Source organism: Janthinobacterium goodfellowi (assembly GCF_051380695.1).
GTDB lineage: Bacteria > Pseudomonadota > Gammaproteobacteria > Burkholderiales > Burkholderiaceae_D > Janthinobacterium.
This window is the reverse complement of record NZ_JBNYXN010000003.1, coordinates 350173-372939: the sequence shown is the minus strand read 5'-3', so window position 1 is coordinate 372939 and position 22767 is coordinate 350173. Positions and strand designations below refer to the sequence as shown.

At 59.2% G+C, this 22767-nt stretch carries 16 protein-coding genes and 4 tRNA genes; 17 read left to right on the top strand and 3 right to left on the bottom strand.

Annotated features, from left to right (window positions below; translation table 11 throughout):
• Positions 1-3: 3 nt before the first annotated feature.
• From ttcA to ACQ4WQ_RS14055, 3 genes are read right to left on the bottom strand one after another with little or no spacing between them, the layout of a single operon-like run.
• Positions 4-966, bottom strand: a complete 963-nt coding sequence (gene ttcA, locus ACQ4WQ_RS14065; RefSeq protein ID WP_436498334.1) for a tRNA 2-thiocytidine(32) synthetase TtcA — start codon at positions 964-966, stop codon at positions 4-6.
• 5 nt (positions 967-971) lie between these two features.
• Positions 972-1370 (bottom strand): dihydroneopterin aldolase, encoded by a 399-nt coding sequence (locus ACQ4WQ_RS14060; RefSeq protein WP_086140320.1) that lies wholly within the window; start codon positions 1368-1370, stop codon positions 972-974.
• A gap of 53 nt (positions 1371-1423) precedes the next feature.
• Positions 1424-2212, bottom strand: coding sequence for an SDR family oxidoreductase (locus ACQ4WQ_RS14055; protein ID WP_436497853.1), 789 nt, complete (start codon positions 2210-2212; stop codon positions 1424-1426).
• A 74-nt stretch (positions 2213-2286) separates the two neighbouring features.
• Between ACQ4WQ_RS14055 and ACQ4WQ_RS14050 the strand changes: the two genes are divergently transcribed.
• The 17 genes from ACQ4WQ_RS14050 to rpoC all read left to right on the top strand — a co-directional run bounded on the left by ACQ4WQ_RS14050 (position 2287) and on the right by rpoC (position 22402).
• Positions 2287-3438: a class I SAM-dependent methyltransferase gene (locus tag ACQ4WQ_RS14050; protein WP_436497851.1), complete on the top strand. Its 1152-nt coding sequence runs from the start codon at positions 2287-2289 to the stop codon at positions 3436-3438.
• A gap of 149 nt (positions 3439-3587) precedes the next feature.
• The gene (locus tag ACQ4WQ_RS14045) at positions 3588-4682 is read left to right on the top strand and encodes a J domain-containing protein (RefSeq protein WP_436497849.1); all 1095 of its coding nucleotides are present in this window, start codon (positions 3588-3590) and stop codon (positions 4680-4682) included.
• A 63-nt stretch (positions 4683-4745) separates the two neighbouring features.
• On the top strand, positions 4746-6341 hold the full coding sequence (locus ACQ4WQ_RS14040) for a DUF3369 domain-containing protein (RefSeq protein ID WP_436497847.1): 1596 nt from the start codon (positions 4746-4748) through the stop codon (positions 6339-6341).
• 133 nt (positions 6342-6474) lie between these two features.
• Entirely contained in the window at positions 6475-8121 is a 1647-nt protein-coding gene (locus ACQ4WQ_RS14035) for a response regulator (protein ID WP_436497845.1), read from the top strand.
• A gap of 232 nt (positions 8122-8353) precedes the next feature.
• Positions 8354-8438 (top strand) — tRNA-Tyr (locus ACQ4WQ_RS14030).
• Between the two features lie 63 nt (positions 8439-8501).
• Positions 8502-8575 (top strand) — tRNA-Gly (locus ACQ4WQ_RS14025).
• 43 nt (positions 8576-8618) lie between these two features.
• Positions 8619-8693 (top strand) — tRNA-Thr (locus ACQ4WQ_RS14020).
• A gap of 88 nt (positions 8694-8781) precedes the next feature.
• Entirely contained in the window at positions 8782-9972 is a 1191-nt protein-coding gene (gene tuf / locus ACQ4WQ_RS14015) for an elongation factor Tu (protein WP_077398776.1), read from the top strand.
• Positions 9973-10038: 66 nt separating this feature from the next.
• Positions 10039-10114: transfer RNA gene (locus tag ACQ4WQ_RS14010), tRNA-Trp, on the top strand.
• 32 nt (positions 10115-10146) lie between these two features.
• Positions 10147-10530 carry a preprotein translocase subunit SecE gene (gene secE / locus ACQ4WQ_RS14005; RefSeq protein ID WP_010394308.1) on the top strand — a complete coding sequence of 128 codons (384 nt, stop codon included), beginning with the start codon at positions 10147-10149 and terminating at the stop codon, positions 10528-10530.
• Positions 10530-11156, top strand: coding sequence for a transcription termination/antitermination protein NusG (nusG, locus tag ACQ4WQ_RS14000; protein WP_070223388.1), 627 nt, complete (start codon positions 10530-10532; stop codon positions 11154-11156). Before secE ends, nusG begins: the two co-directional genes overlap by 1 nt.
• Positions 11157-11271: 115 nt before the next feature.
• Positions 11272-11706: a 50S ribosomal protein L11 gene (gene rplK / locus ACQ4WQ_RS13995; RefSeq protein WP_034783246.1), complete on the top strand. Its 435-nt coding sequence runs from the start codon at positions 11272-11274 to the stop codon at positions 11704-11706.
• Complete coding sequence (gene rplA, locus ACQ4WQ_RS13990) at positions 11706-12401, top strand: 50S ribosomal protein L1 (protein ID WP_034753134.1); 696 nt, start codon at positions 11706-11708, stop codon at positions 12399-12401. Before rplK ends, rplA begins: the two co-directional genes overlap by 1 nt.
• Before the next feature lie 320 nt (positions 12402-12721).
• Entirely contained in the window at positions 12722-13261 is a 540-nt protein-coding gene (gene rplJ / locus ACQ4WQ_RS13985; protein ID WP_034753621.1) for a 50S ribosomal protein L10, read from the top strand.
• Positions 13262-13328: 67 nt separating this feature from the next.
• Positions 13329-13700, top strand: coding sequence for a 50S ribosomal protein L7/L12 (gene rplL, locus ACQ4WQ_RS13980; protein ID WP_070223390.1), 372 nt, complete (start codon positions 13329-13331; stop codon positions 13698-13700).
• A gap of 244 nt (positions 13701-13944) precedes the next feature.
• Positions 13945-18051 (top strand): DNA-directed RNA polymerase subunit beta, encoded by a 4107-nt coding sequence (gene rpoB / locus ACQ4WQ_RS13975; RefSeq protein ID WP_436497842.1) that lies wholly within the window; start codon positions 13945-13947, stop codon positions 18049-18051.
• A gap of 109 nt (positions 18052-18160) precedes the next feature.
• Positions 18161-22402 (top strand): DNA-directed RNA polymerase subunit beta', encoded by a 4242-nt coding sequence (rpoC, locus tag ACQ4WQ_RS13970; RefSeq protein WP_034753138.1) that lies wholly within the window; start codon positions 18161-18163, stop codon positions 22400-22402.
• Positions 22403-22767 lie beyond the last annotated feature (365 nt).

Genomic DNA, 22767 nt, shown 5'->3' with positions numbered 1-22767 from the left:
GGATTACAGCGGTTGCAGCGGGATCGTGCCGAACGTGGTCGGCGTCGAGCATGGCTCTTCGTCGAAGGCGATGTCGCCCATGGGGTTGGCCATGCCGTCCGCCTTCAAATCCTTGAAACCGAACAGTTTCGGGTCCATCAAATGCGATGGTGCCACGTTCGACAGGGCCGAGAAGATGCTTTCCACGCGGCCGGGGAATTTCTTGTCCCATTCGCGCATCAGGCCCTTGATCTGCTTGCGCTGCAGGTTTTCCTGCGAACCGCACAAATCGCATGGAATGATGGGGAAGCCCTTGACTTCCGTATAGCGCTGCGTGTCCTCTTCCTTCACATACGCCATCGGGCGGATGACGATGTGCTTGCCGTCGTCCGATTGCAGCTTGGCCGGCATGCCTTTCAGTTTACCGCCGAAGAACATATTCAGGAAGAACGTTTCCAGGATGTCATCGCGGTGGTGGCCCAGGGCGATCTTGTTGGCGCCCAGCTCGTCGGCCACGCGGTACAGGATGCCGCGGCGCAGGCGCGAGCACAGCGAGCAGGTCGTCTTGCCTTCCGGGATCAAACGCTTGACGATGCTGTAGGTATCCTGGTTTTCGATATGGAAGGCCACGCCCAGTTCCGTCAGGTAGGCGGGCAGGATTTCTGGCGGGAAGTTCGGCTGCTTCTGGTCCAGGTTGACGGCGACGATATCGAAGTGAATCGGCGCGCGTTCGCGCAAGGTCATCAGGATGTCCAGCAGGGCATAGCTATCCTTGCCGCCCGACAGGCACACCATCACCTTGTCGCCGTCTTCGATCATATTAAAATCGCCGATGGCCTGGCCCACCAGGCGGCACAAGCGCTTGTGCAGCTTGTTGTTTTCCAGGGCGATCTTTTCCGCCTTCTTGCGCGCCAGTTTCTGCGCTTCCACGTTGGCCGGGAATTCCACGGCCGTTGTCGTCGTTTCCAGCACGGCGGTGTTGCTCATGTTGTTCATGCTTCATCCTTGATCTTGAATACTTCCACGCCTACGCCTTCGCAGTCGGGATACACGTCCGGTTTCATGCTCGATACGCGCGCGGCGCGCACGCGCGGGTGCGCCAGCATGGCGGCGAGTACGTCGTCGACCAGGCTTTCCTGCAGCTGCACGTGGCCTTGCGCCATGCGCTTGGCGATGGTTTCGCGCATGAAGTCGTAGTCGACCACTTCTTCCAGCTGGTCATCCTTGGGCGTCGACAGGGCCAGGGGAATGTACAGGTCGACGTTGATGAGGACGCGCTGCTCGCCCTTTTTCTCGAAGTCGTAGACGCCGATGTTGATGAGGACTTCGTAATTGCGCAGGAACAGCCGGCGGCAGTCAAGCAGGCGAGGGTGGGACAGGGCGGACGACATAGTTTTACCTTTTCGGGGATGCTGGAATGCTGGTTGTTTGGCAGGGCTGCTGATTATTTGGTCAAAAACATGACGTCGCGCGGCAAGCCGATCAAATGCTGGCCGCCGTCGACCAGCAAGGTCGTGCCCGTCAGCGCGCGCGCGCCGGCCACGTAACAGACGCTGTCGGCCACGTCCTCGGGCGTGCTGGAGCGTCCCAGCGGCGTGTTTTCATGCGCCTTGGCAAAGTTCGCTTCCGTCTGCTCGCCGGAGACCATGGTGATGCCGGGGGCAATGCCCACCACGCGCACTTTCGGCGCCAGCGCCTGGGCCAGCATGGTGGTCGCCGACAGCAGCGCCGCCTTGGACAGGGTGTACGACAAAAAATCAGGATTGAGATTGTACAGTTTTTGATCCAGCAAGTTGATGACCACGGCTTGCCCGCCTGCCGGGGTGGCCTGGTACAGCGCTTGCGCCAGCAGGATGGGGGCGGCCAGGTTGGCGTGCATGTGGGCGTCCAGGGCGGCGACGGAAAAATTGCCCGCATTGTCGTATTCAAACAACGATGCGTTGTTGACCACGCAAGTGACGGACCCCAGCGCCGCCTGTGCCTGCGGCAGCAATTGGCGCACGTCCTCTTCCTGCGCCAGGTCGCAAGGGAAGGCGTGGGCGCGCCGGCCCAGCGCCGTGATGTCCGCCACCAGGCTGAGCGCTTCCTCGCGCGAGTCGCGGTAATGGACGGCGATATCCCAGCCGTCGCGCGCCAGGCCCAGCGCGATGGCGCGGCCGATGCGGCGCGCCGCGCCCGTGACGAGGGCGACGCGGGGAGTGCTGTCGAATGGCGTTGTCGTTGCTTCAGTCATGTCTTTGTTATGGTTGAGATATTCGGTGGACGCCGCACTGGCGGCATGCGCCGCCGATTCGCTACAATGCGGGTATGTCTCTTCCCGCACCCGATAGCGACGCGCTGGCCGCGTCCCATGCCTTGCAGCACCTGATTGCCGCCGAAATCGCGCGCAATGACGGCGCCATTCCCTTTGTCCGCTTCATGGAGCTGGCGCTGTACGCGCCTGACCTCGGCTATTACAGCGGCGGCGCCGCCAAGCTGGGCAAAGATGGCGATTTTACAACCGCGCCGGAGCTTTCGCCCCTGTTCGGCGCCACGCTGGCCCATGTGGCAGCCGCTATTATGGCGCAAACGGCCCCGCGCATCCTCGAATTCGGCGCCGGCACGGGCAAGTTGGCCGTTGACATCCTGACGGAAGCGGCGAATGCCGGCATCGTTATCGAACAGTATGCGATCGTCGAATTGTCCGGCGAATTGCGCGCGCGCCAGGAGCTGGCGCTGGCCGCCTTCCCGCAAGTGGTGTGGCTCGACGGTTTTCCCGACAGTTTCGAAGGCGCCGTGTTCGGTAATGAAGTGCTCGACGCCATGCCCGTCAACCTGATCAGCAAGACGCCCGCCGGCTGGTGCGAACTCGACGTCAGCATTGCCGACGGCCAGTTCGTGTTTGTCGAACGCCCGGCCGGCGCCGACGTGGCCGCGCAGATCGCCGCCCAGGTGCCGGACGCCGATGACTTGCCCGTCGGCTATGTCACCGAGATCCATGGCGTGGCCTGCGGCTTCATGCGCTCGCTGGCGCGCATGCTGACCAAGGGCCAGGGCGGCGCGGCCGTGCTGTTCGATTACGGTTTTCCTGCGCACGAGTATTACCTGGACTTGCGCGCCACGGGCACCCTGATGTGCCATTACCGCCACCACGCCCACGCGGAACCGTTTTATCTGCCCGGCTTGCAGGACATCACGGCCCACGTCGATTTCACGGCCATGGCGGTGGCGGCGCAGAATGCCGGTCTCGATGTGCTCGCGTACATGAACCAGGCATCCTTCCTGCTGGGCGCGGGCATCGGCGACTTGCTGCTGCGCACCGATCCGGAACAGGTCAAGAGCTACCTGCCGCAGGCCAGCGCCGTGCAAAAGCTGGTCTCGCCGGCAGAGATGGGGGAATTGTTCAAGGTGCTGGTGGTGGGCCACCGCGTGGCGTTGCCGGAAGCGCTGTTGTCCAGCGACCGCAGTCACCGCTTGTAAGCGCTGGCAATATCAAGGCAGGGCAGTACCGCCCTGCAATTTCCTGTCCGCCGGTGGTTATTATCTTGTCATATCGTATATGATGACCGACACAGCACGGTTCCATCCTGCAAGAACCCGTCGCCGCGCACCGATTTCAAGATAGAACGATGGGAAAGATACATACACACTATGACAACCTGAAAGTGGCGCGCCTGGCGCCGCAGGAAGTCATACGTGCCGCGTACAAAGCCCTGAGCCAGAAATACCATCCAGACAAGAATCCGGGCGACGAAAAGGCCGCCCGCATCATGGCCATCCTCAATAGCGCCTATGGCACCTTGTCCGATCCACAACGCCGCAAGGAACACGACGAGTGGATCGCCGCCGAGGAATGGGAAATCGAATGGCTGGAAAGCACCCATCACGAAGAAGGCAAGACCCGCGATGGCCGCGCGAAAGGTCATGCCCAGCCGCATGAGCATGCCTGGGCGCAGGATGTGCCGCCACCCGCGGGCAAGCCGCGGCGCGGTCATGTGCCGATCTGGCGCAACTGGCGCTGGTGGCTGAGCCTGGTGGTTTGTTTGCTGCTGGGCTGGCTGGGCGCCTTGCTGATGCTCGATACTTCCCAGCCGATGCCGTCCGCGCTGGCGTCGGCCTGGAACGGCCTGTCCCGCGATGGCGCCAAGCCGCGCCCGGAACCGGCGGCGCCCGGAGCCGGCGCCTTGCTGCCGCCGTCCAAGGCAGAGGCCGTGGCCATCGATAGCTGGGCGGTGGGCAAGCCGTATGCGGCCGAATCCGCGCAGGCCAAGGCGCCCGAGATCCGCGTGCTGGCCGTCTCCCAGCTGAGCCTGAAAGCCAGCCGGCCCGCCTGCGACGGCGCCAGCCAGGCCGAGTCGGCGGCGCTGGTGGCGCCGAATGGCGAACCTTGGCCGGCGCAGTCCGGTTATGTCGATGGCTTCCCCATCGGTAACAAGGGCGACGAACTGAGTTTGACCATCGACAACAGCGGCAATGCGGCGCCCGTGTTCGTCAAGCTGTATGACCAGGAGCGGCGCTCGAATGTGCGCTACCTGTATATCCTGGCCAAGGACAAGCTGACGGTGGAGCAGCTCAGCGCGGGCAAATACGAAGTGCGCTACCAGGCCGTCGGGCCAGGCCAGGACAATTGCGGCGGCGCCGCGCGCAGCGGTGCGTCGGCATCCACGCCGGCGCCGGCCGCTGGTGAAGGCGGTACGCAGAATCCTGTTGTAAGCAGCATCTAATCTGATTATGCTTGATATGCGTCAACGCAGCGTCCACATCGAACTTATCCCTTAGGAGTATTCATGACCGACCTCAAAGCCGATGCAGATGATAACTGGCTGCTCGACGAAGATGAGCCGGTGGCCAGTCCAGCCGGGCTGGCCGCGCCCGACCAGCGCCTGTGGCGTGTCCTGATCGTCGATGACGACGTCGATGTGCATGCGGTCACGCGGCTGGCGCTGCGCAATGTCAGTTTCAAGGGCCGCGAACTGGAACTGTTTTCCGCCTACAGCGGCCGCGAAGGGTACGAGATCCTGCGCGACACGCCCGATATCGCGCTGGTGCTGCTCGACGTGGTGATGGAAACGGATGATGCCGGCCTGATCCTCGCCAAGCGCATCCGCGCCGACCTGAACAACTCCATCGTGCGCGTCGTGCTGCGCACGGGCCAGCCGGGCCAGGCGCCCGAGCAACGCGTCATCATCGAATACGACATCAACGATTACAAGGCCAAGACGGAGCTGACGACGCAAAAGCTGTTTACCACCGTTATCTCGGCCTTGCGCGCCTACGAGAGCCTGATGATGCTCGAGCGCAGCCGCATCGGCCTGGGCAAGATCCTCGCCGGCGCCACCAATCTGTACCAGATCCATTCCCTGCGCGAATTCGCTTCCGGCGTGCTCAACCAGGTTAGCGCCATCCTCGACGTGGGCGCCGACGGCGTGCTGTGCCTGATGCAGGGCGGCGCGGGGCGGCCCGAGGTGGTCGCCGCCACGGGCACCTACGCCGTGCTGGCCGAGGCCGAAGCCATGCCGGCCGACCACGCGCTCACGCCCACCATCGACAAGGCGTTCGCGGAAAAGCGCAGCCAGTTCGAGCATCCGGCCAACGTGCTGTTCATCCACACGGAAGGCAACCGCGAGCTGGCCATTTCCGTTACGCCGCCGTGGCCGCTGGCGCAGATCCAGCGCGATCTGCTGGAAGTGTTTTGCCAGCGTATCGCCGCCGCCTTCGACAACCTGTATATGTTCGGCCAGCTGCGCAAGGCGCAGGAAGCGACCGTCGTGGCGCTGGCCGACCTGGCCGAGTTCCGCGACAGCGACACGGGCGGCCACGTGCGGCGGGTGCAGCAGTTGTCCGACGCCATCGCCCGGCGCATGCAGCAGCGCGGCGTGTATGCCGACGAGCTCAGCCCGCAGTTGCTCGATATGATCGGCCTGGCCAGCATCCTGCACGACGTGGGCAAGGTGGCCACGCCGGACGCGGTGCTGCTCAAACCGGGCCGGCATACGGACGAGGAACGCACGCAGATGCAGCTGCACGCCAGCGTCGGGCGCACCATCCTCGAACGGGCCGCCAACATGGTCGACGGCGTCAGCTACCTCACGTATGGCGCGCAGATCGCCGGCGGCCACCACGAGCATTTCGACGGCGCCGGCTATCCGAACGGCCTGAAGGGGCGCGACATTCCCTTGGCCGCGCGCATCGTTGCCGTGGTCGACGTCTTCGATGCCTTGCTGCACGAGCGGCCGTACAAGGAACCGTGGCCGTATCCGCAGGTGCGCGAATACATCGAGCAGCGCAGCGGCAGCCAGTTCGATCCGGAAGTGGTGACGGCGCTGCTGGACCTGATCGACAACGAGCCGCAACTGTGGCATCCGGAGCGCGCCAGCGCTTGAGCAGCAACTGCGTTGGCGTTTTTCGGCACGGCCCCATTCCCTTGCGCGTGGCGCCGGCATATACTCGGCAGCCTCATGCTGGCCGGCGCCACGCACCAGTGTGGCGCGCCGCGGAGTTTTCGGACATCACGACATGAAAGAACTCAAGGGCCTCAGCGCACTGATCATCGAGCCGCATCCGGGCATGCGCGCCAGCCTGCACAATATGCTCAACCTGTGCGGCCTGGCGAAGATCGACGACGCGGCCAGCTCGGGCCAGGCGATCCGCATGCTGGGCAGCAAATCGTATGATTTGATCCTGTGCGAATACGACCTCGACGGCGGGCAGGATGGCCAGCAGATGCTGGAAGACTTGCGCCACCATAAATTGATGCACGCGTCGACCATGTTCTTCATGGTGACGGGCGAAGGCAGCTTTGCCAAGGTGGTCAGCGCCGTCGAACTGCTGCCCACCGATTACATCCTCAAGCCTTTTACCGCTGACAACATGCTCGAACGCATAGGCCGCGCGCTGGACAAGCGCAATGCCTTCGTGCCCGTGTACGAGCTGATCGACGTGGGCAATGAGCGCGCGGCGATCGCCGCCTGCACCGAGGGCGCCAGCCTGTACCCCCGCTACGCCACCGATTTCCTGCGCCTGCGCGCGGAACTGCATCTGCTGCTGGGCGAGGCGGCCGACGCCGAGCCGATCTACGCAGCCCTGTATGAAAGCAAGTCCATCGGCTGGGCGCGCCTGGGGCAGGCCAAGACGCAGTTCCTGCTGGGCGAATACGCGGCGGCGCAAGGCATGCTGGAAGGGCTGCTGGAAAACAACAAGCGCTTCCTCGACGCCTATGACTGGCTGGCGCGCACGCATCTGGCGCAAGGCAAGCCGGAACTGGCGCAAGCGGCCCTGAGCGAGGCGGTGGCCCTGTCGCCGCACGCCGTGCGCCGCTTGCGCCGCCTGGGCGAGGCGGCCCTGGCGGCCGATGATATCGACATGGCGGAAAAATCCCTCAAATTGGTGGTTAGCAAGGCCAAATATTCGGAATTCCGCGATCCGGAAGACCATGTGCGCCTAGTGCAGACCCTGGTGCGCAAGGGCGACCCGCTGCAGGCGGGCGCCGTGATCCGCGACCTCGACAAGTCGATGGGCGGGCAAAAGAATGCGGAACTGTGTAGCGCCCTGTGCAGCGCCATGCTGCATGCGCATACGGGCAACGAGGAACGCCTGCAGCAATCGCTCGACGCGGCCCTGGCCGCCAACCGCCACAGCGTGGGCGGTTCGAACATGCTGAAAACGGAACTGGCGCGCCACTGCCTGGCGCATGGACGCGAGGATGGCGCGGCCGAGGTGATGCGCGAAGTCATGCGCAATGCGCCCGACAGCGCGGCCATGACGCGCGCCATGGCCGTCTTCGAACAGGCGGGGCGCGAGGAGCTGGCCAAGGCTCTGGCCCGGCAAAGCCGCCAGGAAGTGGCCGACATGGTGGCGGCCGGCGCGGCGAAGGCGGGCGAGGGCGATTTCCGCGGCGCCGTCGATCTGATGGGCGAAGCCGTCACGCGCCTGCCCGATAATCCGCAAGTGGTCTTCAATGCGGCCGTGGCCGTGCTGAAATGCCTGGAGCACGAGGGCTGGGATGAGCGCATGGGGCAGCAGGCGCTGAGCTTTATCGCCGGCGTGCGCCGCCTGGACCCGCGCAACCCCAAATTGCCCGTGCTGTCGGGCCTGCATCAGCAGCTGTTGCGTAAATATAAGCCCCTGGGCAACTCCTGGATGCATCCGCCTGACGCAAGGTAAAAGGGAAAATGCGGGGCGAATGACGGGAAAATGCGGCTTGCCGGCAGGGGCGATAAAAAAAATGCGAAAAAAGCTGACTTTTTCGCGCCAACCCTTGCACTTTCTCAAATCGGGAGCTTATAATCACGCCCCGAAGCAGCCAACTTCTTCTTTATACGCAAATGCAGCAGTCAGGCATCAGTAAATAAGGTTGACAGTTGTGAGTAGATGCTTCATACTCTGCGGTTCCCGCGGAGGGGTGGCCGAGTGGTTAAAGGCGACAGACTGTAAATCTGTTCTCTATGAGTACGCTGGTTCGAATCCAGCCCCCTCCACCAAGTTTTTGCAAGGAAAACTGGGTAGTAGCAAAAAGCAAGTGAAGATAATGTGAACGATACCTCGCGGGTGTAGCTCAATGGTAGAGCAGAAGCCTTCCAAGCTTACGACGAGGGTTCGATTCCCTTCACCCGCTCCAGTTTCCGTTCAGATGCTTGATGCATCGCATGCAACAAATTACAGCCCTTGTAGCTCAGTGGTAGAGCACTCCCTTGGTAAGGGAGAGGCCACGTGTTCGATCCACGTCAAGGGCACCAGAATTCGCAGCAGGCAGCACAGAAGCAATTCAAACCAGACCGTCGGGCGTGTGCCTGAGCAATCTAATCAAATCATTAGGAGTTCAAAATGGCAAAAGGTAAATTCGAACGGACCAAGCCGCACGTCAACGTCGGCACCATCGGCCACGTCGACCACGGTAAAACCACGCTGACCGCTGCAATCGCAACGGTTCTGTCGAAGAAATTCGGCGGCGAAGCCAAAGCATACGACCAGATCGATGCGGCTCCAGAAGAAAAAGCGCGCGGTATCACGATTAACACCGCCCACGTCGAGTACGAAACGGAAACGCGTCACTACGCGCACGTTGACTGCCCAGGCCACGCCGATTACATCAAAAACATGATTACCGGTGCAGCCCAGATGGACGGCGCGATCCTGGTGTGCTCCGCAGCTGACGGCCCAATGCCACAGACCCGCGAACACATCTTGCTGGCCCGCCAAGTTGGCGTTCCATACATCATCGTGTTCCTGAACAAGTGCGACCTGGTCGACGACGCAGAGCTGCTGGAACTGGTTGAAATGGAAGTGCGCGAGCTGTTGTCGAAGTACGAATTCCCAGGCGACGACCTGCCAATCATCAAGGGTTCGGCACGTATGGCGCTGGAAGGCAAAGAAGGCGAAATGGGCGTGGACGCAGTGCTGCGTCTGGCCGATGCGCTGGATGCCTACATCCCAACGCCAGAGCGCGCTGTTGACGGCGCCTTCCTGATGCCAGTGGAAGACGTGTTCTCGATCTCGGGTCGCGGTACCGTGGTCACCGGTCGTATCGAGCGCGGCATTGTCAAAGTCGGCGAAGAGATCGAAATCGTCGGCATCACCGATACCGTCAAAACGACTTGCACCGGCGTGGAAATGTTCCGCAAGCTGCTGGACCAAGGTCAAGCTGGCGACAACGTTGGTCTGCTGCTGCGCGGCACCAAGCGTGAAGACGTGCAACGTGGTCAAGTTCTGGCCAAGCCAGGCTCGATCAAGCCGCATGCGCACTTCACCGGCGAGATCTATGTGTTGTCGAAAGACGAAGGCGGCCGTCATACGCCATTCTTCAACAACTATCGTCCACAGTTCTACTTCCGTACGACGGACGTGACCGGTTCGATCGAGTTGCCAGCAGACAAAGAAATGGTCATGCCAGGCGATAACGTGTCGATCACCGTCAAGCTGATCAACCCGATCGCGATGGAAGAAGGTCTGCGCTTCGCTATCCGCGAAGGCGGCCGTACCGTCGGCGCCGGCGTGGTTGCAAAAATCATCGCATAAGGAAATGTTATGCTTCCACCCGGGGCGTCCTGGGTGGTAGAATAGCACTCCTCGAAAGTTTTACGTAGGGACGTAGCTCAATTGGCAGAGCGTCGGTCTCCAAAACCGAAGGTTGGGGGTTCGATGCCCTCCGTCCCTGCCACCGTCAAGGTGCAGGGCACCGAAAGTAGAAAAATGTCAAATCAATCCGTGCAAACCGTTAGCACGTCGAGTGACAAGATAAAAGTCGCGCTGGCAATAGTAGCTGCGATTGCAGGAGTAGTCGGGTTTTATTACCTGGCAGGCCAACCAGCTCTGGTGCGTGCAAGCGCGCTTGTGGCTGGTTTGGTTATTGCTGTTGCGCTCTTGTATGTCTCGACGACCGGCCGTGAATTTCTCAATTTCGCCAAAGAAGCTGTGCGCGAAACCAAGAAAGTCGTTTGGCCTACCCGCAAAGAAGCCACGCAGATTACTGCGATCGTGTTTGCCTTTGTGCTGGTCATGGCGATTTTCCTGTGGGGCACGGATAAATTGCTCGAGTTTTTGTTGTATGACGTAATTCTGGGTTGGAAAAAATAATGAGCGAAAATGTGCATGATGAAGCGGCGGAAGAGTCCGTTCCGGGCGACGCTCCGGCAGCGGATACTGGTGCAGCGCTGAGCGTGCCAGTGAGCAGCAAGCGCTGGTATGTCGTGCATGCTTATTCCGGCATGGAAAAAAGCGTCATGCGCGCACTGACCGAGCGCATCGAGCGCGCGGGCATGCAAGACCAGTTCGGCCAGATCCTGGTGCCGATCGAAGAAGTTGTCGAAGTCAAGAATGGCGTGAAGTCCGTCACCGAACGTCGTTTCTATCCTGGCTATGTGCTGGTTGAAATGGAAATGACGGACGAGAGCTGGCACTTGGTCAAGAACACCAGCAAGGTTACCGGTTTCATCGGTGGCAAGTCGAACAAGCCGACGCCGATCTCCGCGCGCGAAATCGACGGCATCATGAAACAGATGCAGGAAGGTGTTGAAAAGCCCCGTCCAAAAACCTTGTACGAAGTGGGCGAGCAAGTGCGCATCAAGGATGGTCCGTTCACCGACTTCAACGGCAATGTCGAAGAAGTCAACTACGAGAAATCCAAAGTGCGCGTCTCGGTCACCATCTTCGGCCGCGCTACTCCGGTAGAGCTCGAATTCGGCCAGGTCGAAAAAGTTTAAGCATTAGCAAGCGCCACCAGGAGCGTTGCGGTTATATCAGCAAAATCCGGTCAGAGGAGCCCCGCCAGGGTAGGATCGGCGGGGCGCTACTACTCAATCCAAGATAGGAGCCATCATGGCAAAGAAAATCATTGGTTTTATCAAGCTGCAAGTGCCAGCTGGTAAAGCAAACCCATCCCCACCAATCGGTCCAGCTCTGGGTCAACGCGGTCTGAACATCATGGAATTCTGCAAAGCGTTCAACGCGCAGACCCAAGGTATGGAACCAGGCATGCCGATCCCAGTCGTGATCACCGCGTTCGCTGACAAGTCCTTCACCTTCGTGATGAAGACGCCTCCAGCAACCTACCTGATCAAAAAAGCTGCTGCGATCACCAAAGGTTCGCCGAAGCCACATACCGACAAAGTCGGTACGCTGACCCGCGCACAAGCTGAAGAAATCGCTAAATTGAAAACCCCTGATCTGACCGCTGCCGACATGGATGCTGCTGTACGCACCATCGCTGGTTCCGCTCGTTCGATTGGTATCACGGTGGAAGGTGTTGTATAATGGCTAAGTTATCCAAACGTATCAAGGCTTTGAAAGCCAAAGTCGACCGTACCAAAGTGTACGCTTTCGACAACGCTGTCGCTCTGATCAAAGAGTGCGCAACGGCCAAGTTCAATGAATCGATCGACGTATCGGTACAACTGGGCGTAGATCCTAAGAAATCCGACCAAGTGGTGCGCGGCTCCGTCGTGCTGCCAGCTGGTACCGGCAAAACCGTACGCGTGGCAGTATTCGCGTCGGGCGAAAAAGCGGAAGCTGCTAAAGCAGCTGGCGCCGACATCGTTGGTATGGAAGACCTGGCTGAGCAGATCAAAGCCGGCGACATGCCTTTCGACATCGTTATCGCTTCGCCAGATACCATGCGTATCGTTGGTACCCTGGGTCAGATCCTGGGCCCACGCGGCATGATGCCTAACCCGAAAGTCGGCACTGTTACTCCTGACGTCGCTACCGCCGTGAAAAACGCGAAAGCCGGTCAAGTTCAGTACCGTACCGACAAATCCGGTATCATCCACGCTACCATCGGCCGTAAATCGTTCGCTGACGCAGATCTGAAGTCGAATCTGGTCGCACTGATCGACGCACTGAACAAAGCCAAGCCAGCATCGAGCAAAGGCGTGTACCTGCGCAAAGTTTCGCTGTCGTCGACCATGGGCGCTGGCGTCCGTGTTGACCAGGCTAGCCTGGCAGCTTAAGTAACAGAATCAAGTCCTGTAGCGCCTTCGGGCGCTGCGGGCGCATCTTTGGGCTGTCTGCCCGGTGTTCGCACCAGGCAGGCAGACAATCAAAGACCGTTGGGCCGACTGCGATCGCACATGCAGAAGGTTAATAGGCTTGCCGGCAACGGCAAGTGCCCAACGCAGATGGTGTACCCGAACAAGTTTTGTAGTCCTCATGCTGCGTGAATCCATCCGCTCAGTTTAGTACTTCTTGACTTCGGACGCCGTGTTCGAACCGATGCAAGGCGCTCAACCACTCGGTTGTGATTGCCGAACATCATTTAAGGAGGTTGACCGTGAGTCTCAATCTGAATGACAAAAAGGCCGTCGTCGCCGAAGTTTCCGCACAAGTAGCAAATGCGCAAACGATCGTCGTGGCCGAATATCGTGGCATCCAGGTTGGTCACTTGACGCAACTGCGTGCTAAAGCGCGTGCCCAAGGCGTGTACCTGCGTGTGTTGAAAAACACTCTGGCTCGTCGCTCCGTTGAAGGTACCGCATTCGCCAGCCTGGCAGATGCCATGACCGGCCCGTTGATCTACTCGATCTCGGCCGATGCCGTTGCAGCAGCTAAAGTCATCGCTGACTTCGCTAAAACCAACGACAAACTGGTCATCAAAGCAGGTAACTACGCAGGCAAGCCGCTGGATACAGCTGCTGTCACCGCGTTGGCGAGCATTCCTAGCCGTGAAGTCCTCATTTCGCAGTTGTTGGGCGTTATGCTGGCTCCGGTTTCGGGCTTTGCACGTGGTCTGGCTGCCCTGGCAGCGAAAAAAGGCGAAGGCGCCGAAGCTCCTGCAGAAGCAGCAGCAGAAGAAGCCCCAGCAGCCGCTTAATTGCGCGCGCTTTTTTCTCTCAGTACCAATCTGATGTAACTAACGTAATAAATTTAGGAGTTTCAAAATGGCAATTAGCAAAGACGATATCCTGGAAGCAGTTAGCGCCATGTCCGTAATGGACCTGAACGACCTGGTTAAAGCATTCGAAGAAAAATTCGGCGTGTCCGCAGCAGCGATGGCTTCGGCCGGTCCTGCAGCAGGCCCAGCAGCAGCTGCTGAAGAGCAAACCGAGTTCAACGTTGTTCTGGACACCTTCGGCGCAAACAAAGTTGGCGTCATTAAAGCAGTTCGCGAAATCACCGGCCTGGGCTTGAAAGAAGCTAAAGACCTGGTCGATGGCGCACCAAAAACTGTGAAAGAAGCAGTGTCGAAAGCTGACGCTGAAGCTGCAGTGAAGAAACTGGTTGAAGCCGGCGCAACCGCTTCGATGAAGTAATATCTGTACTGGCGTCAGTTAGCGCCCGAGTCAAAGTCTGAGGTTTCCCCTCGCAAGGGGGGAAATCCGACTTTGGCTCCTTTGTCGTCTGCATCGTATTTGTCATGTAGTTGTAGCAGCAGTTTTTATTCGATTCAAGCCGGAAAGCAGAGCCTTGAGGTTTCGTCTGTGTCACACGCAGCGGTGCAAACGAACACTTGCAAAACCTGAATTTTCTATCCTTTCTGTCACTCACGGAGTGTCCATGCACTACTCATTTACTGAGAAGAAACGCATTCGCAAATCATTCGCGAAGCGCGCCAACGTTCACCACGTTCCGTTCCTGCTGGCGACCCAGCTCGAGTCTTATCATAGCTTCTTGCAAGAGGACATAGCACCGTCCGGCCGCAAGAATGATGGCCTGCAGTCGGCTTTCACCTCGATTTTCCCTATCGTGTCGCACAATGGTTTTGCGCGACTCGAATTCTTGTCGTACGTTCTGGGCGATCCTGCCTTTGACGTCAAAGAATGTCAACAACGTGGCCTGACGTTCGCGTCGCCGCTGCGCGCGAAAGTGCGCCTGGTGATCCTGGACAAGGAATCGCCAACCAAGCCCGTCGTCAAAGAGATGAAGGAACAGGAAGTCTACATGGGCGAATTGCCGCTCATGACGACCACCGGTTCGTTCGTGATCAACGGCACGGAGCGGGTTATCGTTTCCCAGCTGCACCGTTCGCCTGGCGTGTTCTTCGAGCACGATCGCGGCAAGACCCACTCGTCCGGTAAGCTGCTGTTCTCCGCGCGTATCATTCCTTACCGCGGTTCGTGGCTGGACTTCGAGTTCGACCCGAAAGACATCCTGTTCTTCCGCGTCGACCGCCGCCGCAAGATGCCAGTGACGATCCTGCTCAAAGCCATCGGCATGTCGCACGAGCAAATCCTGGCCAATTTCTTTGTCTTCGACAATTTCAACCTGCGCTCCGAAGGCGCCGAGATGGAATTCGTCTCCGAGCGTCTGCGCGGCGAAGTGGCGCGTTTCGACATCGTCGACAAGTCGGGCAAGACCCTGGTGCTGAAAGACAAGCGTATCAACGCCAAGCACGTGCGTGATATCGAAGCTGCCGGCATCAAGCACATTTCCGTACCGGAAGACTACCTGCTGGGCCGCGTATTGGCGAAGAATATCGTCGATGCCGACACCGGTGAAGTCGTCGCTTCCGCGAACGATGAGCTGACCGAAGACCTGTTGGGCCGCCTGCGCGATGCCAACATCTCTGAAATCCAGACGTTGTATACCAACGACCTGGATCAGGGCGCCTACATCTCGCAAACCCTGCGTATCGACGACACCGCCGACCAGATGGCTGCGAAAGTGGCGATCTACCGCATGATGCGTCCAGGCGAACCGCCAACGGAAGATTCCGTTGAAGCGCTGTTCAATGGCCTGTTCTACAACTCGGACCGCTACGACCTGTCGGCCGTGGGCCGCATGAAGTTCAACCGCCGCATTGGCCGCGATGAACTGACGGGCGCCATGACGCTGTCGAACGAAGACGTGCTGGCCGTGATCAAGATCCTGGTGGAACTGCGCAATGGCCGCGGCGAAGTCGACGATATCGATCACCTGGGTAACCGTCGCGTACGTTGCGTGGGCGAACTGGCCGAGAATCAATTCCGCGCCGGCCTGGTGCGTGTTGAGCGCGCCGTCAAGGAACGCCTCGGCCAAGCCGAAGCGGACAACCTGATGCCGCACGACCTGATCAACTCGAAGCCGATTTCGGCTGCGATTCGCGAGTTCTTCGGTTCGTCCCAGCTGTCGCAGTTTATGGACCAAACCAATCCTCTGTCGGAAATTACCCACAAGCGCCGCGTATCGGCTCTGGGACCCGGCGGTCTGACACGCGAACGCGCCGGCTTTGAAGTGCGCGACGTGCATCCGACCCACTACGGCCGCGTCTGCCCGATCGAGACACCGGAAGGTCCGAACATTGGTCTGATCAACTCGCTGGCTCTGTATGCCCGCCTGAATGAATACGGCTTCCTGGAAACCCCGTACCGCAAGGTCGAAGGCTCCAAGATTACCGATCAGATCGACTACCTGTCCGCCATCGAAGAAGGCCGCTACATCATCGCTCAGGCGAATGCGACCATCAACGACGAAGGCATGCTGTCCGATGAACTGGTCTCGGCCCGTGAAGCCGGCGAAACCATCCTGGTATCGCCAGAGCGCATCCAGTACATGGACGTGGCGCCAGGCCAGATCGTTTCCGTCGCTGCCTCGCTGATTCCGTTCCTCGAACACGATGATGCGAACCGTGCATTGATGGGCGCCAACATGCAACGCCAGGCCGTGCCTTGCTTGCGTCCGGAAAAAGCGCTGGTCGGTACCGGTATCGAACGCACCGTTGCGGTCGACTCGGGCACCACCGTGCAAGCCTTGCGTGGCGGTATCGTCGATTACATCGATGCGGGCCGTGTCGTGATTCGCGTCAACGATGACGAAGCGCAAGCTGGTGAAGTGGGCGTCGACATCTACAACCTGATCAAGTACACCCGTTCGAACCAGAACACCAACATCAACCAGCGTCCTATCGTGCAAGTGGGCGACCGCGTCGCCAAGCGCGACGTGATCGCCGACGGCGCATCGACCGACCTGGGTGAATTGGCGCTGGGCCAGAACATGACCGTGGCGTTCATGCCATGGAATGGTCTGAACTTCGAAGATTCGATCCTGATCTCGGAAAACGTCGTCAAGGACGACCGCTACACCTCGATTCACATCGAAGAGTTGTCGGTGGTGGCCCGTGACACGAAACTGGGCGCGGAAGAAATTACGCGCGACATCTCGAACCTGGCTGAAAACCAGCTGGCTCGTCTGGATGAGTCCGGTATCGTCTACATCGGCGCGGAAGTGCAAGCAGGCGACACCCTGGTCGGTAAAGTGACGCCAAAAGGCGAAACCCAGCTGACCCCGGAAGAGAAGCTGCTGCGCGCAATCTTCGGCGAAAAAGCGTCGGACGTGAAAGATACGTCGCTGCGCGTGCCTTCGGGCATGATCGGTACCGTGATCGACGTGCAAGTCTTCACCCGTGAAGGCATCGTGCGCGACAAGCGTGCCCAGCAAATTATCGATGACGAACTGAAACGCTTCCGTCTGGACTTGAACGACCAGATGCGTATCGTGGAAGGCGATGCCTTCCAGCGTCTGGAAAAAATGCTGATCGGCAAAGTTGTCAACGGCGGCCCGAAAAAGCTGGCCAAAGGCGCCAAGATCACCAAGGAATACCTGGCCGATCTGGACAAATACCACTGGTTCGACATCCGCCCTGCGGACGACGACGCAGCGGTAGCGCTGGAAGCGATCAAGGAATCGATCAACGAGAAGCGTCACCAGTTCGATCTGGCCTTCGAAGAGAAGCGCAAGAAACTGACGCAAGGCGATGAGCTGCAACCAGGCGTGCAAAAAATGGTCAAGGTGTACCTGGCCGTGAAACGCCGCCTGCAGTCGGGCGACAAGATGGCAGGTCGCCACGGTAACAAGGGTGTGGTTTCCCGTATTGTTCCTGTGGAAGACATGCCATACATGGCCGACGGCACGCCAGCCGACGTTGTGTTGAACCCGCTGGGCGTTCCTTCGCGGATGAACGTTGGTCAGATTCTCGAGACTCACTTGGGCTGGGCTGCCAAGGGTCTGGGTATCCGCATCGGCGAAATGCTGAAGGCGCAAACCAAGGTCGAGCAAGTGCGCAAGTACCTGACGACGATCTACAACGACAATGGCCGTGCGGAAGAGCTGGACAACTTCGACGACGAAGAAATCATGAAGCTGGCGGAAAACCTGAAAAAAGGTGTTCCGTTCGCCACGCCAGTGTTTGACGGCGCGAATGAAGAAGAGATCCGCCGCATGCTGGACCTGGCGTATCCGGACGACATCGCCAAGAACCTGGGCATGACCGCGTCGAAAAACCAGGTGACCATGTATGACGGTCGCACCGGTGAAGCGTTCGAGCGCAAGGTCACTGTCGGCGTCATGCACATGCTGAAACTGCATCACTTGGTCGATGACAAGATGCATGCGCGTTCGACCGGTCCTTACTCGCTGGTGACGCAACAGCCACTGGGCGGTAAAGCCCAGTTCGGTGGTCAGCGTTTCGGTGAGATGGAAGTCTGGGCACTGGAAGCGTATGGCGCGTCGTATGTCTTGCAAGAGATGTTGACCGTCAAGTCCGATGACGTGAATGGCCGTACCAAAGTGTACGAGAACCTCGTCAAGGGCGACCACGTGATCGACGCCGGCATGCCGGAATCGTTCAACGTGCTGGTCAAGGAAATCCGTTCGCTGGGTATCGATATCGACCTCGAACGCAACTAAACGACAGCACCCTGTCATTTGGTTTGGGAAACACAAAGCCCGGCTGGGAAACCACGCCGGGCAATGTAGTCTCAGGAATATAGAAATTTAATCACCTCTGGAGTGATACATGAAAGCACTGCTCGATCTATTCAAGCAAGTACAGACCAACGAGACCTTCGATGCAATCAAGATCGGTCTCGCTTCGCCTGAGAAAATCCGTTCGTGGTCCTACGGCGAAGTCAAGAAGCCGGAAACCATCAACTACCGTACCTTCAAGCCTGAGCGCGACGGCCTGTTCTGCGCCAAGATCTTTGGCCCGATCAAGGATTACGAATGCCTGTGCGGCAAGTACAAGCGCCTGAAACACCGCGGCGTGATCTGCGAAAAGTGCGGCGTCGAAGTCACGCTGGCCAAGGTGCGCCGCGAGCGCATGGGCCACATCGAGCTGGCCTCGCCGACCGCGCACATCTGGTTCCTGAAATCGCTGCCGTCGCGTCTGGGCATGGTCCTGGACATGACCCTGCGGGACATCGAACGCGTGCTGTACTTTGAAGCATACGTCGTGACCGATCCAGGCATGACCCCGCTGAAGAAGTGCCAGATCATGTCGGAAGACGACTACGCCGCCAAGTACGAAGAGTACGGCGACGACTTCACCGCCTTCATGGGCGCCGAAGGTATCCGTGAACTGCTGCGTTCGATCGACATCCACCGCGATGCCGAAACCCTGCGCGTGGAACTGAAGGAGTCGAAATCCGAAGCCAAGATCAAGAAATACGCGAAGCGCCTGAAGGTGCTGGAAGCGTTCCAACGTTCGGGCATCAAGCCTGACTGGATGATCATGGAAGTGCTGCCAGTGCTGCCGCCGGAACTGCGTCCGCTGGTACCGCTGGATGGCGGCCGTTTCGCGACCTCGGATCTGAACGATCTGTATCGCCGCGTCATCAACCGTAACAACCGTCTGAAACGCCTGATGGAGCTGCGCGCTCCAGAGATCATCACGCGCAACGAAAAGCGCATGCTGCAAGAAGCGGTCGATTCGCTGCTGGACAACGGCCGTCGCGGCAAAGCGATGACCGGCGCCAACAAGCGTCCGCTGAAATCGCTGGCAGAGATGATCAAGGGCAAGGGCGGCCGTTTCCGTCAAAACTTGCTGGGCAAACGCGTCGATTACTCCGGTCGTTCGGTCATCGTCGTGGGCCCGCAATTGAAACTGCATCAGTGCGGCTTGCCGAAACTGATGGCGCTGGAACTGTTCAAGCCATTCATTTTCAATAAACTGGAACTGATGGGTCTGGCGACCACGATCAAGGCGGCGAAAAAGCTGGTCGAGATTCAAGAGCCGGTCGTATGGGACATCCTGGAAGACGTGATCCGTGAACATCCGATCATGTTGAACCGCGCACCAACCTTGCACCGTCTGGGTATCCAGGCGTTCGAGCCAGTCCTGATTGAAGGCAAGGCCATCCAGCTGCACCCGCTCGTCTGCGCCGCATTCAACGCCGACTTTGACGGTGACCAAATGGCGGTCCACGTTCCTCTGTCGATCGAAGCGCAGATGGAAGCACGCACCCTGATGCTGGCATCGAACAACATCCTGTTCCCATCGAACGGCGAACCGTCGATCGTGCCTTCCCAGGATATCGTGCTGGGTCTGTACTACGCGACCCGCGAAGCGATCAATGCGAAGAACGAAGGGATGATGTTCCCTGACGTATCGGAAGTGATCCGCGCCTACGACAACAAGGAAGTCGAACTGACGACCCGCGTCACCGTGCGTATTACCGAATACCCGAAAAACGCCGAAACGGGCGAATTCGAGAAAACGGTCACACGTTATGAAACGACGATCGGCCGTGCGATCCTGTCGGAAATTCTGCCGAAAGGCCTGCCGTTCTCCGTCCTGAACCGCGCGCTGAAAAAGAAAGAAATTTCCAAGCTGATCAACACGTCGTTCCGCAAGTGCGGCCTGCGCGCCACCGTGGTGTTCGCAGACAAACTGATGCAATCGGGTTTCCGCCTGGCGACACGCGCCGGTATCTCGATCTGCGTCGACGACATGCTGGTACCGCCTCAAAAAGTTACCCTGATCGCGACGGCCGAGTCGGAAGTCAAGCAGATCGAACAGCAATACGCCTCGGGTCTCGTGACCGCCGGCGAGCGTTACAACAAGGTAGTCGATATCTGGGGCAAGACCTCGGATGAAGTCGGCAAGGCCATGATGGACCAGCTCAAAGTCGAAGACGTGATCCGCCGCGACGGCACCAAGTCGACGCAAGAATCGTTCAACGCCATTTACATGATGGCCGACTCCGGCGCGCGCGGTTCCGCAGCCCAGATTCGCCAGTTGGCCGGTATGCGTGGTCTGATGGCCAAACCGGATGGCTCGATTATCGAAACGCCGATTACCGCGAACTTCCGCGAAGGTCTGAACGTTTTGCAGTACTTCATTTCGACCCACGGTGCGCGTAAAGGTCTGGCCGATACGGCGCTGAAAACGGCGAACTCCGGTTACCTGACGCGTCGTCTGGTTGACGTGACGCAAGACTTGGTGGTGATCGAGGACGATTGCGGCACCATGAACGGCGCCGTCATGAAGGCACTGGTCGAAGGTGGTGAAGTCATCGAACCGTTGCGTGACCGTATCCTCGGCCGCGTGGTGGTGCATGACGTCGTCAATCCTGAAACCCAGGAAACGCTGTACGAAGCCGGCACCCTGATGGACGAAGACATGGTCGAAGAGATCGAGCGTCTGTCCATCGATGAAGTCAAGGTCCGCACGCCACTGACTTGCGACACGCGCTTCGGCCTGTGCGCCAAGTGCTATGGCCGCGATCTGGGCCGCGGCATGCTGGTCAACGCCGGTGAAGCCGTCGGTGTGGTGGCAGCGCAGTCGATTGGTGAACCTGGTACCCAGCTGACCATGCGTACGTTCCACATTGGTGGTGCGGCATCGCGTGCGGCAGTGGCATCGTCGGTGGAAGCCAAGTCGAACGGTACCATCCGCTTCACGGCAACCATGCGTTACGTGACGAACGGCAAGGGCGCGCAAATCGTCATTTCCCGTTCCGGCGAAGTGCTGATCACCGACGACCATGGCCGTGAGCGTGAGCGTCATAAAGTACCGTACGGTGCGACCCTGATCGTCAAGGACGGCATGGTCATCAAGGCCGGTACGGCTCTGGCAACGTGGGATCCGCTGACCCGTCCGATCATTACCGAATACGCCGGTCAAGTGCGTTTCGAGAACGTCGAAGAAGGCGTCACCGTCGCCCGTCAGGTCGACGAAGTGACCGGTCTGTCCACCCTGGTGGCGATCGATGCGAAACGTCGCGGTTCGCTGACCAAGACCCTGCGTCCGCAAGTCAAGCTGATCAACGACGCGAACGAAGAAGTCAAGATCGCCGGCACCGAACACTCGGTGGCGATCGGCTTCCAGGTCGGCGCGCTGATCATGGTCAAGGACGGTCAACAGGTATCGGTGGGTGAAGTGCTGGCACGTATCCCGACCGAATCGCAAAAAACGCGCGATATTACCGGTGGTCTGCCACGCGTTGCGGAACTGTTCGAAGCACGCTCGCCGAAAGATGCCGGTATGCTGGCGGAAGTCACGGGTACGGTTGCGTTCGGTAAAGAAACCAAGGGCAAGCAGCGTCTGGAAATCACGGACATGGACGGCAACAAGCATGAGTTCTTGATCACCAAGGACAAGCAAGTGCTGGTGCATGACGGCCAAGTCGTGAACAAGGGCGAGATGATCGTGGACGGCCCGGCCGATCCGCAAGACATCCTGCGCCTGCTGGGTATCGAAGCGCTGGCACGTTACATCGTTGACGAAGTGCAGGACGTGTACCGTCTGCAAGGCGTGAAGATCAATGACAAGCACATCGAAGTGATCGTGCGTCAGATGCTGCGCCGCGTACAGATCGTCAATGCCGGCGACACCAACTACATCGTTGGCGAGCAGGTAGAGCGTTCGGAACTGCTGGACGAGAACGATCGCATGGCCGTTGAGAACAAGATTCCAGCGACCTACGAAAACGTCTTGTTGGGTATTACCAAGGCATCGCTGTCGACCGATTCGTTCATCTCGGCCGCATCGTTCCAGGAAACCACCCGCGTGCTGACCGAAGCGGCGATCATGGGCAAGCGCGATGGTCTGCGCGGCCTGAAAGAGAACGTCATCGTCGGCCGCCTGATTCCTGGCGGTACGGGCCTGGCCTTCCACCGCGCACGCAAAGAGAAAGAAGCGTGGGAAGTGGAAGAGCGTCAAGCGCTGCTGCTGGCCGAGAAAGCCTCGATGGCTGGCGAAGCTGCCGAAGCGTTGCAGGATATCGAGACCCAGCAACACCACGGCGACGAAGCGTAATCTGCGCTGCTAGCTGACAAGAACGGCACCTTCGGGTGCCGTTTTTTATGCGCGTGTTGGGAGTTTCACGGCGCCCGAAAAGAAGCGTGGGAAGCGGCAAAGCGTCAAACCCCGTTGCTGGCCGATAAAACCACGCTGGCCGGTGCAGCCACCGAAGATCTGCTAGAAAATCGAGACCCAGCAACACCACGGCGACGAAGCGTAATCTGCGCTGCTAGCTGACAAGAACGGCACCTTCGGGTGCCGTTTTTTTTATGCGCGTGTTGGGAGTTTCACGGCGCCCGAAAAGAAGCGTGGGAAGCGGCAAAGCGTCAAACCCCGTTGCTGGCCGATAAAACCACGCTGGCCGGTGCAGCCACCGAAGA

Coding starts and splice junctions, on each gene's coding strand:
- ACQ4WQ_RS14060 (WP_086140320.1), bottom strand. CDS start 1,370: ATGTCGTCCGCCCTGTCCCACCCTCGCCTGCTTGACTGCCGCCGGCTG.
- rpoB (WP_436497842.1), top strand. CDS start 13,945: ATGCACTACTCATTTACTGAGAAGAAACGCATTCGCAAATCATTCGCG.
- rplA (WP_034753134.1), top strand. CDS start 11,706: ATGGCTAAGTTATCCAAACGTATCAAGGCTTTGAAAGCCAAAGTCGAC.
- ACQ4WQ_RS14045 (WP_436497849.1), top strand. CDS start 3,588: ATGGGAAAGATACATACACACTATGACAACCTGAAAGTGGCGCGCCTG.
- tuf (WP_077398776.1), top strand. CDS start 8,782: ATGGCAAAAGGTAAATTCGAACGGACCAAGCCGCACGTCAACGTCGGC.
- ACQ4WQ_RS14040 (WP_436497847.1), top strand. CDS start 4,746: ATGACCGACCTCAAAGCCGATGCAGATGATAACTGGCTGCTCGACGAA.
- rplL (WP_070223390.1), top strand. CDS start 13,329: ATGGCAATTAGCAAAGACGATATCCTGGAAGCAGTTAGCGCCATGTCC.
- ttcA (WP_436498334.1), bottom strand. CDS start 966: ATGAGCAACACCGCCGTGCTGGAAACGACGACAACGGCCGTGGAATTC.
- ACQ4WQ_RS14050 (WP_436497851.1), top strand. CDS start 2,287: ATGTCTCTTCCCGCACCCGATAGCGACGCGCTGGCCGCGTCCCATGCC.
- ACQ4WQ_RS14055 (WP_436497853.1), bottom strand. CDS start 2,212: ATGACTGAAGCAACGACAACGCCATTCGACAGCACTCCCCGCGTCGCC.
- nusG (WP_070223388.1), top strand. CDS start 10,530: ATGAGCGAAAATGTGCATGATGAAGCGGCGGAAGAGTCCGTTCCGGGC.
- secE (WP_010394308.1), top strand. CDS start 10,147: ATGTCAAATCAATCCGTGCAAACCGTTAGCACGTCGAGTGACAAGATA.
- rplK (WP_034783246.1), top strand. CDS start 11,272: ATGGCAAAGAAAATCATTGGTTTTATCAAGCTGCAAGTGCCAGCTGGT.
- rpoC (WP_034753138.1), top strand. CDS start 18,161: ATGAAAGCACTGCTCGATCTATTCAAGCAAGTACAGACCAACGAGACC.
- ACQ4WQ_RS14035 (WP_436497845.1), top strand. CDS start 6,475: ATGAAAGAACTCAAGGGCCTCAGCGCACTGATCATCGAGCCGCATCCG.